The organism is Corynebacterium casei LMG S-19264 (assembly GCF_000550785.1).
GTDB classification, from domain to species: domain Bacteria; phylum Actinomycetota; class Actinomycetes; order Mycobacteriales; family Mycobacteriaceae; genus Corynebacterium; species Corynebacterium casei.
Genome location: NZ_CP004350.1, coordinates 1,602,253 through 1,619,620, shown reverse-complemented (window position 1 = coordinate 1,619,620; position 17,368 = coordinate 1,602,253). Strand labels below are relative to the sequence as shown.

The window sequence follows — 17,368 nt, the reverse complement described above, 5'->3', positions numbered from 1 at the left end:
AAACTACTAGTAGTCTACTTGTGCCAGTCCGCGCAATGTATGTGCGTATGCCTCATCGGCATCCAAGTGACGAAGCTCCTCGGACAAAATCTCCGCACGCGAGCGCGTATTCAGCGCAACCATGGACTCTGGGGAGCCAGGAACATTCACGCGAACAGAGCCTTCTTCAGAGGCATCGATGATGATATCGGACGTCTCGCGGAAGAACCGGACACTGTGGATCGTGAACTTTTCGCCCGGAGCATCGGACACCACGCGTTTGACTGGAACTGCTAGACGGTCCAACATCCAGGCGGCAGCAAGGTCGACGGCGAGGCTGTCGCTAGGGCCAGAGATTTCCACGCGCTTGACTGGCTCATGTGGCAAACGGTCCAAGGATGAGGCAACAATGCCACGCCATTGGGTGATCTCGCCCCACGCCATATCTGTATCACCTGGCGCATAGCCAGAAGACAAGCGGCGCAAGTCGCCTTTTGCCGCGGCGTAGGTAATGCGGCGCTGACCAAGCTTACCAATCGGCGTCTTAGAAGGCCCTTCTGGCGCAGCGGTTGGCCACCACACCACAATCGGTGTATCCGGCAGCAGCAGCGGAGTCACAACGGACTCGGCATTATCTGCCAAAGGTCCGAACAGGTGCATCACTACGATTTCGGAAGCGCCAGCTTCGCCGCCGACGCGCAGTTCAGCGTTGAGCAAAGGCTCGGCATCGCGCGAGCCGGTAATAACGACAAGCACGCGAGAAGGGTGCTCATGGGAGGCGTCACGGACTGAGTCCAAGACGGCGTCGACCTCATCATCGACGTTGACCACAACAATCAACGTTAGAACGCGTGAGGTAGTCAGGGTGTAGTGTTCCTGCGCTTCAACAAGGCCACGTGCAATCTTGCTCGTGGTGGTATTTGGCATTGGGGTGATCACAGCAAATTATCCTTCACACTTCACTTGTTATGGACGACGCCAGGTGCGGCCACGGCGCGACAACATTGCATCGGCAGATTCCGGGCCCCAGGTGCCTGAGGCATAGCTTTCGGGCTGGCCGTTGTTTTCCCAGTACTCCAAAATTGGGTCCAGGATTGCCCAGGACAGCTCAACTTCTTCGTTGGTAGGAAACAGCGAGGACTCATCCAACAAAGCGTCCAGAATCAAACGCTCATAAGCTTCCGGAGATTCTTCAGTAAATGCCTGCGCGTAGGAGAAGTCCATGTTGACGTCACGAACTTCCATGGTGGAACCAGGCACCTTTGAACCAAAGCGCAAGGTCACGCCCTCATCAGGCTGCACGCGGATAACCACCGCGTTGGATCCCAGGGCAGAGGTCTGACGGCTATCAAAAGGCTGGTGTGGCGCTGGTTTGAACACCAAGGCAATCTCGGTGACGCGGCGTCCCAAGCGCTTGCCGGTGCGCAGGTAGAAAGGCACACCAGCCCAACGGCGGGAGTTTACTTCCAGGGTGCAGGCTGCGTAGGTCTCAGTCGTAGAGTTCGGGTCAAAGCCCTCTTCCTCGCGCAAACCCTTGACGTAATCAGAGCCCTGCCAGCCGGCAGCATACTGGCCACGCGCGGTGGTCTTCGCCAGGGGATAAACAGGAGTGGTTGCCTGCAGCACCTTGATCTTCTCAGCCTGCAAAGCTGATGGGCTAAATGAGCTTGGCTCTTCCATGGCCACGAGCGCCAGAAGCTGAATTAGGTGGTTTTGGATGACGTCGCGGGCAGCGCCGATGCCGTCGTAATAGCCAGCGCGGCCGCCAAGGCCGATGTCCTCAGCCATGGTGATCTGAACGTGGTCAATGTAGTGGGCGTTCCACATTGGTTCATAGATCTGGTTGGCAAAGCGCAACACCATGATGTTCTGGACAGTCTCTTTGCCCAGGTAGTGGTCAATGCGGAATACGGCGTCTTCAGGGAAGACAGCGTTGACAATCTCATTGAGCTCGTGCGCAGATTCTTGGTCATGGCCAAAAGGCTTTTCGATGATGACGCGACGCCAAGAATCATCCGATTGCGTTGCTAGGCCAACGCGCTCTATCTGGTGGCAGATCTCAGAGAAGTAGTCTGGTGGAACCGACAGGTAGTATGCCCAGTTTCCGCCGGTGCCGCGGGAAGAGTCGAGCTCCGTGAGACGCTCAGAAAGGGCATCAAAGCCCTTGTCATCAAAGTCGCCGGACACAAACTCAATGCCCTGGGCTAGATGCGTCCACACATTTTTCCTAAATGGGGTACGCGCGCCAGCTTCCACGGCTTCTTTGACGTAGTCGCAGAATGCCTGCTTGTCCCACTCGCGACGGCCATAGCCAACAAGAGTAAAACCGGCCGGAAGAAGACCGCGGTTTGCCAAGTCATAAATGGCTGGTAGAAGCTTCTTCCGGGCAAGGTCACCGGTTACACCAAAGATGACCATTCCGGAAGGACCGGCAATGCGCGGCAGGCGTTTATCATTATCATCACGTAGGGGGTTAACCCAGTCGCTAGGGCTGGTCACAAGCAAGCAATCCTTTCAGCGAAAATCAACGTCCCCGAGTCTACTAGTTTGTGCGACGCGGCAGACGAAGACCACAGGCAGAAGCAATCAAAAATAAGCAGGTATAAACAAACCCACCACGTTCACGTGCACAAGGCAAGCAAACGTGGTGGGCGAGGTGTTATCTATCGCACCTGAAATTAAACGAGTCGAGGAGAGACAGACTCCAGAAGCTCGTTCCAAGCGTCGACGAACTTCTCTACGCCTTCACGCTCAAGTTGCGCAAAGACATCATCCAAATCGACGCCGATTGCCGCGATATCTTCCAGAACCTTTGCGGATTCCTCAGCGGAATTGGAAAGCGTGTCACCATGCAAGGTGTCCGACTCCAAGGTCGCGTCAATGGTCTTTTCAGGCATGGTGTTGACCGTATTTGGACCAGCCAGCTCAGAAACGTACAGAGTTGGGGAGTAGTCCGGATTCTTCACACCGGTAGAAGCCCACAGTGGACGCTGCAGGTTGGTGCCCTCTGGCAGATCCGTTGCATTCTCCAGCTCGGAGACGTATAGGGCATAAGCCTGCTGTGCGTTGGCTACACCTGCCTTGCCACGAAGTGCCAGCGCGTCTTCGCTGCCGATTTCTTCCAGACGCTTATCAATCTCAACATCCACGCGAGAGACGAAGAAGGAAGCAACGGAGTGAATCTTGGAAACATCCAGATCATTGGCAGCTGCGCGGCGGATGCCGGTCTTGAAGGCTTCAATAACTTGCTTGTAGCGCTCAAGGGAGAAGATCAGGGTGACGTTGACGGAGATGCCATCGGCAAGTGCCTCGCTGATAGCACCCATGGAGCCATCAGTCGCTGGAATCTTGATCATCAAGTTCTCACGGCCAACGCGGTTCCAAAGCTCGCGAGCCTGGGCGATGGTTGCCTCACCGTCATCGGAGATGCGTGGGTCGACCTCGATGGACACGCGTCCATCCTTGCCGCCAGACTTTTCGTAGACTTCCTGGAAGACGTCACATGCATCACGGACATCGTCGATAGCCAAGGAGTACACGGCTTCATCAGCCTTTGCGCGCTCCGCCTTGAGCTTTTCGATGTCTGCGTCATAAGCCGTGCCCTTAGACATTGCCGCAGCGAAGATTGCTGGGTTGGTGGTGACACCAACGATGGACTTGGTGCTCAGCAGCTCCTTGAGATTGCCGGACTCCAAGCGCTCACGCGACATGTCGTCGAGCCAGGTAGAGGTACCGATCTTGGCTAGATCATCAATGGTGGTCATTTTTATCTCAAACTCCTATTTCTTAGCTGCAGCAAGTGACTCTTGAGCTGCTTCGACGACCTTAGCGGCGGTGAAACCGAAACGCTCGAAGAGCTCCTCAGCTGGGGCAGATGCACCGTAGTGCTCAATGGATACAGTGCGACCTGCAAAGCCCAGGTACTTGTGCCATGACTGAGCGATGCCAGCCTCAACAGAAACGCGTGCGAGGACATCATTTGGCAGGACCTGCTCGCGGTATTCTACTGGCTGCTCATCAAACCATTCCTGGCACGGCATCGAGACTACGCGCGTTGCGGTCCCGGCGGCTTCTAGTTCCTTCGCAGCCTCTACAGCCAACTGAACTTCGGAACCGGTAGCAAGCAGGATGACATCTGGGGTTTGCTTGGATGCCTCAACCAGAACGTAGCCACCGCGGCGAACGCCTTCAGCGGCCTTCTCCTTGGTACCTTCCAGCACTGGGATATTCTGACGAGTCAAAGACAGCCCCTTCGGTGCAGCCTTGTACTCCATTGCCGCAGCCCATGCCTGAACAGTCTCATTTGCATCCCCTGGGCGGATAACAGAGAGATTCGGCACAGCACGCAGCGCAGAAAGTACCTCGACTGGCTGGTGGGTTGGGCCGTCTTCGCCCAGACCGATGGAGTCATGAGTCCAAACGTAGTAGGTGTCAGTAGACATCAGGGAACCCAGGCGAACAGCTGGGAACTGGTACTCCGAGAAGATAAGGAAGGTACCGCCGTAAATACGGGTGTTGCCGTGCAGTGCGATGCCGTTCATGATCGCAGCCATGGCGTGCTCGCGGATACCGAAGTGCAAGTTGCGGCCCGCGTGAGGATCCGCCGACCACATGTCGGTGGTGATGGTCTCCGGGCCAAAGGATGGTGCGCCCTTGATAACAGTGTTGTTGGAACCTGCAAGGTCGGCAGAGCCGCCCCACATTTCTGGCAGCTTGGCGGCCAGAGCCTGGATCGCAGCCTCGGACGCCTTACGGGTAGCAACACCCTTTGGATCGGCATCCCAGCTTGGTAGGTCATCGGTGAAGCCTTCTGGAAGCTCACGTGCCGCCAAGCGGTCAAACAGCGCCTTGTTTTCTGGGTTAGCTGCAGCCCACTTATCGAACTTCTCTTGCCACGCAGCCTTCTTCTCCGCACCGCGATCGGCGAGCTTGCGGGTGTGCGCGATGACCTCGTCGTCAATGTGGAAGTTGACCGCTGGATCGAAGCCCAAGATTTCCTTGGTCGCTGCAACTTCATCATCACCCAAAGCAGAGCCGTGAACACCGCCGGTGTTCATCTTGTTTGGCGCTGGGTAGCCAATGACAGTCTTGACGCGAATGAAAGATGGGCGAGAGGTCTCAGCCTTAGCGCTTTCTACTGCTTCCAGAATGGACACAACATCTTCGCCGGACTCTACGGTCTGAACGTGCCAGCCATAAGCCTCGTAGCGAGCGTTGACATCCTCATTGAATGCAATGTTGGTGTCGTCTTCGATGGAGATGCGGTTGTCATCCCAGAAAACAATGAGGTTGCCGAGCTGCTGCGTACCTGCCAAAGACGAAGCCTCTGCGGTGACGCCTTCCTGCAGGTCGCCGTCGGAAGCGATGACGTAGACGTGGTGGTCAAATGTCGACTCGCCGGCTGGAGCTTCCGGATCGAAAAGACCGCGCTCCTTGCGCGCTGCCATTGCCATACCCACGGAAGACGCTAGACCCTGGCCCAAAGGACCAGTAGTGATTTCCACACCATCGGTGTGCCCGACCTCTGGGTGGCCAGGAGTCAAAGAATCCCAGGTACGCAGAGCTTCCAGGTCCTTCATCTCCAGACCGAAACCGCCCAAGTACAACTGAATGTACTGGGTCAGTGAGGAGTGGCCCACAGACAAGACAAAGCGGTCACGGCCAGCCCAATTCACGTCCTTTGGATCGTGGTTGAGCACGCGCTGGTACAGCGTGTAGGCCAGTGGTGCCAAAGACATTGCGGTGCCCGGGTGGCCAGAACCGCAGTTTTGAACCGCGTCAGCTGCTAGAACACGCACGGTATCAATCGCGCGAGTGTCATGCTCTGACCAGTCGTCTGGGTAGCGACGCTCTGTCATCGCCTGCAATTCGGGGGAGAGGTTCGAAGAAGACACGGTTAAAGTTGCCTCACCAATCTAATCGGGATTAATTCTGACGCCGTCAAGTCTACTGATATCTAGCAGTAGACGGATCCACTATGTGTTGCTATTTCACCCTTTCAACAAAAAGTTGTAGGCTGTGATGGTTACCTGCTGCTTAACCTGCTTAAAATCATTATGGAATTTCTGCGTAATTCAAGAAATTAAGTCGGTTTAAGTCTGTAGAAGCAACGTGATGGCCACGCACTGTGACGTTGCCAACGATTTAGACGCGCGAGGGAACTAGTATGGTTCCGCACTCGACTACTGAAGCGTAAACGGTACGTTTGTTCCGTTGAATTTAGTTTTAATAAGCGCCCTGAATGCTGTTGACAGTTCGCCACTTTGTTGGCGGAGTACCCGAATACTGCATTGCGCATAGACAATCAATAGTTGGAGGAAAATTCCTTGGATACCATCAAGGCCTATATTGCTTTGACAAAACCCAGGATCATCGAGCTCCTCCTTGTAGCCGCCATCCCTGCAATGCTGCAGGCGCAGCGCGGTATTGACGCAGCGGCCGACAATATCTGGCTCATCATTTCCACCATCTTCGGTGGCTGGATGGGTGCAGCGGCAGCGCACACGTTTAACAACGTGGTCGAATACGAGCTTGATCAAAAAATGCAGCGCACGCGCGCACGGCCCCTGGTTCGCGGAAAGATCAGCCGCAAGAATGCAGCGATATTCGCCTGCATCATGCTGGTGCTTTCTGTCTTCTGGCTCGGTGTCATGGCCAACTCCTGGTTGGCTGCTTTCTTCGTGCTTCTGACCAACTTCTTCTACGTGGTGGTCTACACCAAGTGGCTGAAGATGAAGAATGAGCAGGGCATCGTCTGGGGCGGGCTTGCAGGTTGTATGCCGGCTCTTGTTGGTTGGGCCGTTATCCGTGACAATGCGATGGACGGCCAGCCTGACCGCTGGTGGCAAGCAGTGGTGCTTTTCCTCATCATCTTCTTCTGGACCCCGCCACACACCTGGGCGTTGGCCATGAAGTACAAGGAAGACTATCGCCGCGCAGGCGTTCCAATGCTGCCAGTGGTGGCGAAGGAATCTGAGGTAACCCGTCAGATTGTCTGGTACACCGTGGCTACTGTGGTGGTCACCTTCCTCATTATCCCGGCAGCGTCCTGGATTTACCTGATCGCAGCTGTCGCTTCTGGCATTGGCTTCTTGTGGATGTCTATCCGGCTGCACGACGGAGTGAAGAAGGGTGCAAAGGTCAAGCCTATGCGCTTGTTTATCTACTCCAACAACTACCTATCCGTGCTATTCATTGGCCTGACCATTGACTCCCTGGTCGGCTGGGAGCCACTCGGACGTATGCTGGGCTGGTCAACGGTTCTGTTCTAGGATCCGGCCGCGAGGACATAAATACATAATTGCATTGATGAACTATCGCGGTGGCGACAGATATGCAACGCCATAGGGCGGCGACCAAGGTTAATATCCCTTCTGGTTGCCGCCCTTTTCGTGCGCTTGGCAGTAACTATGCTTCGCGGACACGCAAGACAACAGAGCCTGTGGTCTTGCGGTTTTGAAGGTCCTCGTGGGCTTGGCGTGCATCCTTGAGATCATAGATATCGTGCACGCGGAAATGCAGCTTGCCCTCGTTGACCATTTGCACAACGGTTGACGCGCGCATCTGGAACTCGGCATCGGTAGCAGTGTAAGCACCCAGGGATGGACGGGTGAGGAAGATGGAGCCGTGCTTGTTCAGCACCTGAGGATCAACAGGTTCTACAGGGCCTGAGGCTGCGCCAAAGAGGCAGACAACACCACGTGGACGGACAACCTCAAGCGATTCTTGGAAGGTTTCCTTGCCAACGCCGTCATAGACCACATCGACACCACGGCCACCGTTGAAGCGGCGCACCTGCTCCGCCAGTCCACCGGAGTAACGGAATACTTGGTCCGCGCCAGCTTCAAAGGACAGTTGCTCTTTTTCATCGGAAGAGACCACGGTGTAGACGGTTGCGCCCGCTGCCTTGGCCATCTGAGTGGCCAAGAGACCAACGCCACCAGCGCCGGCTGTAATAAGACACGTACTGTTCTCATCGAGCTCGTAGACGCCCTGGATGAGGTAGTGCGCGGTCATGCCCTGCAGCAGCATGGTGCCAGCCACGTTGGTGTCAATATCATCCGGGACGGCGACCATGCGGTTGCGGTCAACACAGACTTGCTCGGCATAAGAACCAAAGGCGTTGTTCCACGCCACCATGGTGCCTTCGGCGATTTCACCCTTGGGGTCAGAAACCACGCGGCCGACTCCCTCAAGGCCAATGGTGAACGGGGTCTGGGCATTATAAATACCCTCCCGGTAGTAGGTATCAATGTAATTGACGCCCGCTGTGATGACGTCTACTAATACCTGCTCCTCTGAAGGAGTCGGGGAGGGCGCTTCGGTGTAGTCCAGAACTTCTGGTCCACCATGTTTCGATACCTGAATTGCATACATGAATCCAGGCTAACTGTTTTTAACGAGCAGCGAGTGATTTTTCGCGCTTTTCGCGCTTGATATCTCCAGCAGGGGAACCCGATTGGAGTTCCTGTGTGCCGCCGGTGCGCACGATTCCGTGGGAGTACAGCAAAGCTGTGCATGCAGTGACGACAGAAGACATTCCGATGTGGAAAGGAATGGTCCAGCGTGGAACACCCATGTAGAACTGGTACACGCCGATTGCCCACTGAATGATAATGCACGCGATGAGAATCCAGCCCGCATTCTTTGCCGCCTTGGATGCATTGTTGCGGTAGATCAGAATCTGCACGATGACGGTGAAGATGACGTAGACGTACATGCATGCTGCGTGGATATAAGCCATGATCTCTGTATCAACATCCAGGCGGCCATCCATGCCCACACCAGCGTCACCAGAGTGGACACCAGAACCGGTCACCATGGTGCCGGTGATGAGTACAACGCCTAGGCCTACCGCGGCGACAATCGCCATGTAGCGGATAGAAGCTGGCAAAGCGGCAGTGCGCTCACCATCATCGGGTTCCTTGATGCGGGCAAAGAGCATCGCTGCAATCCAGACCAAGACCATCGATGGCAGGAAGTGGATAGCAACGGCCCACCAGTGCAGGTCCATGAACACGGAGATAGCACCGAGAACGGCCTGCAAAGCAACGCCACCGAGGGAGAGCCATGCGTACAGCTTGAGCTCATAACGACGCTTTGCCATATGCATAGCGACGATGGCGGCAACGGCGGCGGCAGCAACCACGAAAGTCAGCAGGCGATTACCAAACTCAATGATCTGGTGAATGAGCGGTGCTGCGCCAGGAACCGGAACCAGTGAACCGGCGTGGCAATTTGGCCAGGTTTCACAGCCCAGGCCTGAGCCCGTCACGCGAACGACGGAGCCGGAGACGGTGATGCCGCCTTGGCACAGCAGGAGGATCATGGCGATGATTCTTTGCTGCTTGAGGGATGGAACCGCCTCCCGGAAGAAACTCCGGATGCGTTGGAGCAAACCGGGTTTCCCGGTTCCTAGTGTTGTTGAAGAAGAATCAGTCATGGCGCTCACAAATACCAACGTTACCTTTGATTATGGGGGTGACCTAAAAATTTCGGGGCATGGGGAAGAAGTTCACAATTAGCCCGCAAAGCGGAACCATTTGGTGGCTATATACGACGCACCAATTGCCCAGAGGATCAGCGCGATGATGGGAATGAAGGGAATGCTGCCGGAAAGCGCTTCTGCCAGTCCACTCGCCAGAGCCACGGAAGGGATGGCGTTGAGCCAGCCAACCTCAGTAAGACCTTGGGAATAGAGTGCCCAGCCAACGATGGCGAGCAGCACGAACCAGATGAGGTTCGATAGCGCCAGGACAATTTCAGCACTCAGGCTGCCGCCCAGCGCCAATCCCAAAGCGGTAAAGGAGGCAACACCAAGCAGCAGCACGATGAGTGCCAGGAGAACACCGCCGACAGGGGCGCGGAATCCGAGGATGATAGCTGCGGTGCCTAGAACAACGACCTGGAGGCAGACCATGGCGAAGACCGCGATAATCTTGCCCACGATGATCGCCCACGCGGGCACACCGGATGCACCATTGCGCTTGAGCGCGCCGTAGCGGCGGTCAAAAGCCACAGCAATAGCTTGGCCGGTGAAACCCGCGGACGTGGCTGCTACCGCAAAGACCATCGGGATGGCCGCATCCATGCCGCCGAGGTCTTCGGCGAAGGGAAAGATTCTAAAGGCAATGAGCAAGCCGAGTGGAATGATGATGCTCAACAGTTGTTGCTCACCGTGGCGCAGCATCAGCTTGGCTTCCATTGTGCCTTGAGCGGCGATCATCTTGGCTTTGCTGGCAGACTTCGCGTTGGGGGCGAAGGTGCCTGGCTCAAACGAGGGAAGAATCTGCCCATTCATCACGGCATCAGATTGGGAGGGTTTAGACATATCTCTTAGCTCCTTAAGTGATGTCCAGTGATATCAAGGAAGACGTCTTCCAAGTTGCGGTGCGAAGTTTCCAACTGAGTAATGAGTACGTTCTGACGTTCAAGTTCAGCTGCAATGCGTGCGATGGAAGCTGGGGAAGGCTCCACATTTACGCGATAATGCAAGGGCCGAAGAGCAGCAATATCAGATCCGACGTTGCGAATAATTGCTTCTTCATCGACGTCCTTGTTGCACACGATGGTCACCAGCGCCGAAGAGAAGTTTTGAGTCAGCTCCTCTGTCGTGCCCATGGCGACCTTCTTGCCGTGGTCAATGATGAGCACTTGGTCCGCTAAGGCTTCGGCTTCATCCATGAGGTGCGTGGTGAGAACCACCGCTACACCATCCCGCTTGAGAGCTCGGACTAGCTCCCACACGGCGATGCGAGACTGGGTGTCAAGGCCTGCGGTTGGCTCATCCAGAAACACCAAGTCAGGGCGTCCGATGATGGCCAATGCAAAGGCAAGTCGCTGCTGCTGGCCACCAGAAAGACGGCGGTAGCTGTTGGAAGCCACGCCGCGCAGACCGAGGATGTCAATCAACCAATCAGGGTCGTGTGGATTCGCACTGTAGCTGGCTGCTAGTTTGAGCATCTCTCGGACTTTGATGCCCGTGTAGCCGCCACCGCCTTGCAGCATGATGCCCACGCGTTCACGCACGGCATCTGCATGGGTAGTGGGGTTAAGACCTAGGACCGAAATGTTTCCTGAGGTTGGTGCGATGAATCCCTCGCACATTTCGATGGTGGTGGTCTTGCCGGCACCATTAGCGCCCAGCAAACAAAGAAGTTCACCCCGGTGAACGCTGAAACTCAGTCCGTCTACCGCGCGCTTGTCGCCGTAGGCTTTCATCACGTTGTCAACCTGCAAAACGGGCTGTCCACCAAAAGTTGTACTCACGGTTCCCTAGTCTAGGATACGACCCCGGTTAAGACGTAAAGCAACCCACCCGATCGTGACCAATACCGCCATTGATACTGCTGCTGTCAGATAAATCTGCGCCACAGTGCCAGCCGGTAGTCCCAGTCCGCGAGGTAGCACCACGAAGCTCATAATCGCGGAGTAGATGATTACTGCGTATCTAAAGAACAGACGGTTCGCCCACGCGGCAAGCGGGAAAATCGCCCACAGGATGTACCACGGGTGCACCACGGGAAACAGGACGACTAGCACCAAGGTGGAGACGCCGAGCCCGCCGATAGGGTGCATGACGCCACGGAAGGTGGCAAAAAGCATGCGGACCATAAACGCTGCTGCGACCACGATGCCCACGGCACGCGTCACCGACAAAATAGCTTCGGTGTGGTCACCCAGTCCCAGCATCATTCCCATAAACCCGGAAGCAACGCCGACGTCGGTAGAGACAGACAGCCAGGAACGAATGGAGACCGCTCCGCCTTGGCCAGTGATCCATCCCAGTCCAATTCCAGAGAGCACGGTAAATGCCGCGATGGTTGCCAGAAGCACAGTCAGAAGGATGCCGGCAGCAGAAGAAATAGCAAGGTAAGGCTTCAGATTTAGACGTTGGGCAAAGAATCGGGCAAGGGCCATGCCGGCAAAACCTAAGCCGGTAAAGCCCGTCACCTTGACCATCCCCGCGGCAGAAATCAGCACACCACCGCCTATAATCAGCAGCCAGGCAGGCCACGCCGAAGACATCGACAAGCTTGTGCTTGCTTGCAGCTTGTCGATGCCACGTAGAGCTAACTCCATTCCCACCAGTGCGAAACCGAGCATGATGGATTCATTGTGAATTCCGCCGATGAGATGCAGAATGCTCAAGGGGTTGAGAATGCCCAGCCACAGTGCAGAAGACGGTGCGACCCGGCAGCGAACCGCCAACCGCGAAATGGCCCAACCGGCTGCGATAACGCCCAATATAGAAGCCACACGGTGCAAAATAACTGCCGCCACAATGGAGTCGCTCGTGATCACACTGATGATCCCGGCAATACCAAGAGCTACTGGACCATACGGTGAGGGTGAATTAGCCCAAATGAAGGGCACCGATCTCGCCAGATCATTGTCCGCACCGAGTAACTGCACGGGTCCTGCTGAATAGGGATCCATGCCTTGCACGACGATGGACCCATTGGCGATATAAGAGTAGATGTCTTGAGTAAACAGGGGAGCTGTCGCAATGATCGGAAGTGTCCATGCGAAAAACGTGCCCCACACCTGCGTCCGGGTAATTGAGTGTCGCGGCGTGCAGGAACTCGCGCGCAGCTGATTGCCGGCCATCGGGGCCATTAAAACCCAGGCAATAACAATCAGCCCCACCCCGATGAGCACCAGAGCACTGGAAGTAACCAACATCCGTCCCATGAGTTGGCCGAAGGGTAGGCCACCGAAAGGATTGCCGACTACCGGCAACGCTCCCGCACCCAAGCCTCCGAGGCCGATCATCAATGCGCCAACGGTGCCAATCCAGCGGAGGAGAAACAACTTTCGGGCCTGCGACAGGGACAAAGCGAGCGGGGTATCCGGCTCATCACCAACATCAAACTTGGTGCCGTCTTCGCCGTGCAAACGTGCTGAACGGGAACCGGCAGTGCCGACGCGCGGTAGTTCCTCGCGCACCCCATCCAACAAGTTGCCTATTCGGCCCAATCTTATCCTCATGACCTCTCACTCTAATGTCCACCTTGTCGGGGGTGCGAAGCGTGTGCCTTGAGCAACACTAATAAGCCGCCCGCCGTGTGGGTTCGGTGTGAAATCCCTGGGAGGGGCGGTTGTTAAGTCTATGGGGGAAACAATTTTAGACACGCCGTTGACCTGCGTCGGTGGCAATTGGGAATGAATTAGGGAACACTAGTGTTGTCTAAAGAGAGAGCAAAAGGAGGTGCGCGCAATGGCTGAAGAAACACGGCTTTCGACTGAGACTCGGTCGACCGAAGGCGATACGCGCTGCCAAGTCATGCTTTTGTTGCTCAAAGATGGTCCGATCACAGCGTCCGATTTGGGCACGCAGCTTGGTCTTTCCGCTGCTGGCGTACGCCGGCATTTAGACATCCTGGTGGAAGATGGCTTGACCGAAATTGTTAACCGCCGCCCGCAGCCCAAAAAGGGACAGCCAGCGGGTAGGGGAAGACCGGCTAAGCATTTCCGCCTCACAGATCGAGGTCGATCCCAGTTCGGTCATACATATGACGAGCTTGCTTCGGATGCGCTGGATACGCTGCGCGAGGTCGGCGGGTCTGAAGCAGTTAAGAAGTTTGCCATATCCCGTATGGAGCGAATCCTGACCGATATTCAACCCATCTTGAGGGAAGATGAATCGGTTGTGGACACCGCCCGTAGACTTGCGGCCGCACTGGACGATAATGGGTATGCGGCCACAATCAGTGAAGCTGGGCATGGAGTGCAGATTTGTCAGCATCATTGCCCAGTGGCTCACGTGGCAGAACATCACCCAGAACTATGTGAGGCGGAACAGGAAGTCTTTTCCGCCCTGTTAGGCACTCACGTACAGCCCTTGGCCTCAATCGCAGATGGCCACGGAATTTGTACAACGAACATCCCCTTGACACCGATTAAAAGAAATTCAGACGAAAGGAGCAGGGCATGACCCAAGCAAAACCGGCGCCAGGTACTGAAAAGAAGATGACCGATGATGAGATCATCGATTCAATTGGTGCTTATGAATTCGGCTGGCACGACTCTGATGTCGCGGGTGCAGCAGCACGCCGTGGCCTAAGCGAGGACGTTGTCCGCGATATTTCCGCACAGAAGAACGAGTCCGAATGGATGCTGGAACAGCGTCTCAAGGCATTGCGCATGTTTGATAAGAAGCCAATGCCAAAGTGGGGTGCAGACCTCTCTGACATCGACTTCGACAACATCAAGTACTACGTCAAGTCCACCGAGAAGCAGGCTCAGAGCTGGGAAGACCTCCCAGACGACATCAAGCAAACCTACGACAAGCTGGGCATTCCTGAGGCTGAGAAGCAGCGTCTGGTTGCAGGTGTTGCAGCTCAGTACGAGTCTGAGGTTGTCTACCACCAGATCCGCGAGGATCTGGAAGAGCAGGGCGTTATCTTCCTGGATACCGATACCGCACTCAAGGAGCACCCTGAGCTTTTTAAGGAGTACTTCGGTACCGTCATCCCAGCTGGTGACAACAAGTTCTCCGCTCTGAACTCCGCTGTCTGGTCTGGCGGCTCCTTCATCTACGTTCCACCAGGAGTCCACGTAGACATTCCTCTGCAGGCTTACTTCCGTATCAACACGGAAAACATGGGCCAGTTTGAGCGCACCCTGATCATCGTTGATGAGGACGCATACGTTCACTACGTAGAGGGCTGTACTGCTCCTATTTACAAATCTGACTCTCTGCACTCTGCAGTTGTTGAGATCATTGTGAAGAAGGGTGGCCGCTGCCGCTACACCACCATTCAGAACTGGTCCAACAACGTCTACAACCTGGTGACCAAGCGCACCAAGGTTGAAGAGGGCGGCACCATGGAATGGGTCGATGGCAACATCGGTTCCAAGGTCACCATGAAGTACCCGGCTGTCTGGATGATGGGTCCTCACGCTAAGGGCGAAGTTCTCTCCGTAGCGTTCGCTGGCGAAGGCCAGTTCCAGGACACCGGTGCAAAGATGAAGCACCTGGCTCCATACACCTCTTCCAACGTTGTTTCTAAGTCTGTTGCTCGTGGTGGCGGCCGTGCCGCTTACCGTGGCCTGATTGAGGTTCACCCGAATGCTCACCACTCTTACTCCAACGTTGAGTGTGACGCGCTTCTGGTTGACAGCATCTCGCGCTCGGATACATACCCGTACAACGACATCCGCAATGACTACGTGACCTTGGGCCACGAGGCAACTGTTTCCCAGGTCTCTGAGGAGCAGCTGTTCTACCTGATGTCCCGCGGTATCGCGGAAGAAGAAGCAATGGCAATGATCGTTCGTGGCTTCGTTGAGCCAATCGCGAAGGAGCTCCCAATGGAGTACGCGCTTGAGCTGAACCGCCTGATCGAACTGCAAATGGAAGGATCTGTGGGCTAAACAAAATGCTGAATTCTAACGAATTTTCTGGTGCTGCTGTCTCTGAAGGCGCTGGCTACCAGACGAAGGGTGACCTTCCGACGTCCTTTGATGTTGAAGCATTCGAGGTACCTGTTGGCCGTGATGAAGAATGGCGTTTCGTCTCCCTGCGCAAGCTGCGCGGGCTTCACAACGGCTCTTTCGCCGAGGACCTCAAGGTTGTTCCTCAGAACATCGATGTAAAGCACCCAGCTGGTGTCACCGTTGAGACAGTCGACGGCGAGAACGAACGTCTGCGTGCTGCCGGTGCTCCTTCTGACCGCGTTGCTGCACAGGCATGGACTTCCATGCCAGAGGCAACCCTGATCACCATTGAACCGGACACCCGGTCTGATGAGCCAATTCACGTGACCATCGCTGGTGCAGGCGAAGGCAACGTTTCCTTCGGCGCAACCACCTTTGATGTTGGACACCGCGCTGAGGTCACCCTGGTTGTGAAGTACGAGGGCTCCGGCACTCACGCTGACAACCTTGGCTTCATCATCGGCGACGGCGCACACGTGACCGTTGTTGTGGATGCTGACTGGAACAATGACACCGTTCACCTGTCTAACCAGGCAATGCTGATGGGCCGTGACGCAGTTCTGCGCCACAACTCCGCCATCTTCGGCGGCGAAGTTGTTCGTATGTTCCCACGCGTTCGCTACACCGCTCCAGGTGGCGACGCTGAATTGTTGGGCGTGTACTTCGCTGATGCTGGTCAGTACTTTGAGAACCGCATGCTGGTCGACCACTCGGTTCCAAACTGCCGCTCCAACGTCCTGTACAAGGGCGCTTTGCAGGGCGACAAGAAGAATGAAGCCCGTACCTGCTGGGTAGGCGACGTTCTGATTCGTTCCTCTGCTCCTGGTACCGATACCTACGAGACCAACAACAACCTCATTTTGACCGACGGCGCTCGCGCAGACGCAATTCCTAACTTGGAAATTGAGACCGGTGAAATTGCAGGTGCAGGCCACGCAGCTACCGTTGGCCGCTTTGACGACCTAGAGCTGTTCTACCTGATGTCCCGCGGTATCCCAGCTGACGAGGCTCGTCGCTTGATCATCCGTGGTTTCTTCAATGAAGTTATTCACCGCATCCCAATCGAGTCATTGAGCGAAGAGCTGGAACGCCGCGTCGTTGATGAACTGGAAAAGATCAACGCGTAACTACTCGCACAGCACGTTTACATCGCAAGATACAGCTAATTCAGACAGAAAGAGCATTAGATTGTCTACTCTAGAAATTAAGAACCTCCACGCCCAGGTCCTTCCTAATGAAGAGGGCGCAGAGCCAAAGCCGATCCTCAAGGGTGTCAACCTGACCATCAAGTCCGGTGAGACCCACGCAATCATGGGTCCTAACGGCTCCGGCAAGTCCACCTTGTCCTACGTTATTGCTGGCCACCCACGCTACGAGGTTACCGAGGGCGAAGTATTGCTCGACGGCGAGAACATCCTTGACCTCGAGGTCGATGAGCGCGCACGCGCAGGTGTATTCCTGGCTATGCAGTACCCAACTGAGGTTGCTGGCGTAAAGATGAGCCAGTTCATGCGCTCCGCAGTCACCGCTGTTCGCGGCGAAGCTCCTAAGCTGCGCGAGTGGAACAAGGAACTCACCGACGCTCGTGAGCGCCTGCACATCGATAAGTCCTTCATCGCTCGTTCCGTCAACGAAGGTTTCTCCGGCGGCGAGAAGAAGCGCCACGAGGTTATGCAGCTTGATCTGCTCAAGCCAAAGTTCGCTGTCATGGATGAGACCGACTCTGGTTTGGACGTTGACGCACTGCGTATCGTTTCCGACGGCATCAATGCTTACCAGGAAGAAACCAACGGTGGCATCTTGATGATTACCCACTACCAGCGCATCCTCAACTACATCGTTCCTGACTTTGTACACGTATTCGCTGACGGCCAGATCATCAAGACCGGTGGCTCCGAGCTCGCTTCCGAGCTGGAGAAGACCGGCTACGAGCAGTTTCAGTAAAGAA

At 55.6% G+C, this 17,368-nt stretch carries 14 protein-coding genes; 5 read left to right on the top strand and 9 right to left on the bottom strand.

Going from position 1 to position 17,368, the window contains the following annotated elements; translation table 11 throughout:
• Positions 1-6: 6 nt before the first annotated feature.
• From CCASEI_RS07450 to tkt, 4 genes are all read right to left on the bottom strand, one after another.
• Positions 7-918, bottom strand: a complete 912-nt coding sequence (locus CCASEI_RS07450) for a glucose-6-phosphate dehydrogenase assembly protein OpcA (protein ID WP_006823740.1) — start codon at positions 916-918, stop codon at positions 7-9.
• 27 nt (positions 919-945) lie between these two features.
• Positions 946-2,478: a glucose-6-phosphate dehydrogenase gene (gene zwf, locus CCASEI_RS07445; RefSeq protein WP_006823739.1), complete on the bottom strand. Its 1,533-nt coding sequence runs from the start codon at positions 2,476-2,478 to the stop codon at positions 946-948.
• A gap of 179 nt (positions 2,479-2,657) precedes the next feature.
• Positions 2,658-3,743 (bottom strand): transaldolase, encoded by a 1,086-nt coding sequence (tal, locus tag CCASEI_RS07440; RefSeq protein WP_006823738.1) that lies wholly within the window; start codon positions 3,741-3,743, stop codon positions 2,658-2,660.
• 15 nt (positions 3,744-3,758) lie between these two features.
• On the bottom strand, positions 3,759-5,837 hold the full coding sequence (tkt, locus tag CCASEI_RS07435; protein ID WP_174401655.1) for a transketolase: 2,079 nt from the start codon (positions 5,835-5,837) through the stop codon (positions 3,759-3,761).
• A gap of 468 nt (positions 5,838-6,305) precedes the next feature.
• Here tkt and CCASEI_RS07430 point away from each other — a divergent pair, with 468 nt between their 5' ends.
• Positions 6,306-7,250, top strand: coding sequence for a heme o synthase (locus tag CCASEI_RS07430; RefSeq protein ID WP_006823736.1), 945 nt, complete (start codon positions 6,306-6,308; stop codon positions 7,248-7,250).
• Positions 7,251-7,386: 136 nt separating this feature from the next.
• Here CCASEI_RS07430 and CCASEI_RS07425 read toward each other — a convergent pair whose 3' ends face one another.
• The 5 genes from CCASEI_RS07425 to mptB all read right to left on the bottom strand — a co-directional run bounded on the left by CCASEI_RS07425 (position 7,387) and on the right by mptB (position 12,969).
• Positions 7,387-8,355, bottom strand: coding sequence for a quinone oxidoreductase family protein (locus tag CCASEI_RS07425; RefSeq protein ID WP_006823735.1), 969 nt, complete (start codon positions 8,353-8,355; stop codon positions 7,387-7,389).
• A gap of 19 nt (positions 8,356-8,374) precedes the next feature.
• Entirely contained in the window at positions 8,375-9,421 is a 1,047-nt protein-coding gene (locus tag CCASEI_RS07420) for a COX15/CtaA family protein (RefSeq protein ID WP_025387567.1), read from the bottom strand.
• A 78-nt stretch (positions 9,422-9,499) separates the two neighbouring features.
• Positions 9,500-10,309 carry an ABC transporter permease gene (locus CCASEI_RS07415; RefSeq protein WP_006823733.1) on the bottom strand — a complete coding sequence of 270 codons (810 nt, stop codon included), beginning with the start codon at positions 10,307-10,309 and terminating at the stop codon, positions 9,500-9,502.
• Between the two features lie 5 nt (positions 10,310-10,314).
• Positions 10,315-11,247: an ABC transporter ATP-binding protein gene (locus CCASEI_RS07410; protein ID WP_006823732.1), complete on the bottom strand. Its 933-nt coding sequence runs from the start codon at positions 11,245-11,247 to the stop codon at positions 10,315-10,317.
• Positions 11,248-11,253: 6 nt separating this feature from the next.
• Positions 11,254-12,969, bottom strand: coding sequence for a polyprenol phosphomannose-dependent alpha 1,6 mannosyltransferase MptB (gene mptB, locus CCASEI_RS07405; RefSeq protein WP_025387566.1), 1,716 nt, complete (start codon positions 12,967-12,969; stop codon positions 11,254-11,256).
• A 229-nt stretch (positions 12,970-13,198) separates the two neighbouring features.
• Between mptB and CCASEI_RS07400 the strand changes: the two genes are divergently transcribed.
• From CCASEI_RS07400 to sufC, 4 genes are all read left to right on the top strand, one after another.
• Positions 13,199-13,915 carry a helix-turn-helix transcriptional regulator gene (locus tag CCASEI_RS07400; protein WP_006823730.1) on the top strand — a complete coding sequence of 239 codons (717 nt, stop codon included), beginning with the start codon at positions 13,199-13,201 and terminating at the stop codon, positions 13,913-13,915.
• Positions 13,912-15,357 (top strand): Fe-S cluster assembly protein SufB, encoded by a 1,446-nt coding sequence (gene sufB, locus CCASEI_RS07395; protein WP_006823729.1) that lies wholly within the window; start codon positions 13,912-13,914, stop codon positions 15,355-15,357. The genes CCASEI_RS07400 and sufB overlap by 4 nt, the downstream gene beginning before the upstream one ends.
• 5 nt (positions 15,358-15,362) lie before the next feature.
• A complete protein-coding gene (sufD, locus tag CCASEI_RS07390; RefSeq protein ID WP_025387565.1) occupies positions 15,363-16,547 on the top strand; it encodes a Fe-S cluster assembly protein SufD in 1,185 nt (394 codons plus the stop codon).
• 61 nt (positions 16,548-16,608) lie between these two features.
• A complete protein-coding gene (gene sufC / locus CCASEI_RS07385) occupies positions 16,609-17,364 on the top strand; it encodes a Fe-S cluster assembly ATPase SufC (protein ID WP_006823727.1) in 756 nt (251 codons plus the stop codon).
• Positions 17,365-17,368: the final 4 nt, after the last annotated feature.

Coding starts and splice junctions, on each gene's coding strand:
- tal (WP_006823738.1), bottom strand. CDS start 3,743: ATGACCACCATTGATGATCTAGCCAAGATCGGTACCTCTACCTGGCTC.
- tkt (WP_174401655.1), bottom strand. CDS start 5,837: ATGACAGAGCGTCGCTACCCAGACGACTGGTCAGAGCATGACACTCGC.
- CCASEI_RS07425 (WP_006823735.1), bottom strand. CDS start 8,355: ATGTATGCAATTCAGGTATCGAAACATGGTGGACCAGAAGTTCTGGAC.
- CCASEI_RS07420 (WP_025387567.1), bottom strand. CDS start 9,421: ATGACTGATTCTTCTTCAACAACACTAGGAACCGGGAAACCCGGTTTG.
- CCASEI_RS07415 (WP_006823733.1), bottom strand. CDS start 10,309: ATGTCTAAACCCTCCCAATCTGATGCCGTGATGAATGGGCAGATTCTT.
- mptB (WP_025387566.1), bottom strand. CDS start 12,969: ATGAGGATAAGATTGGGCCGAATAGGCAACTTGTTGGATGGGGTGCGC.
- CCASEI_RS07400 (WP_006823730.1), top strand. CDS start 13,199: ATGGCTGAAGAAACACGGCTTTCGACTGAGACTCGGTCGACCGAAGGC.
- sufB (WP_006823729.1), top strand. CDS start 13,912: ATGACCCAAGCAAAACCGGCGCCAGGTACTGAAAAGAAGATGACCGAT.
- sufD (WP_025387565.1), top strand. CDS start 15,363: ATGCTGAATTCTAACGAATTTTCTGGTGCTGCTGTCTCTGAAGGCGCT.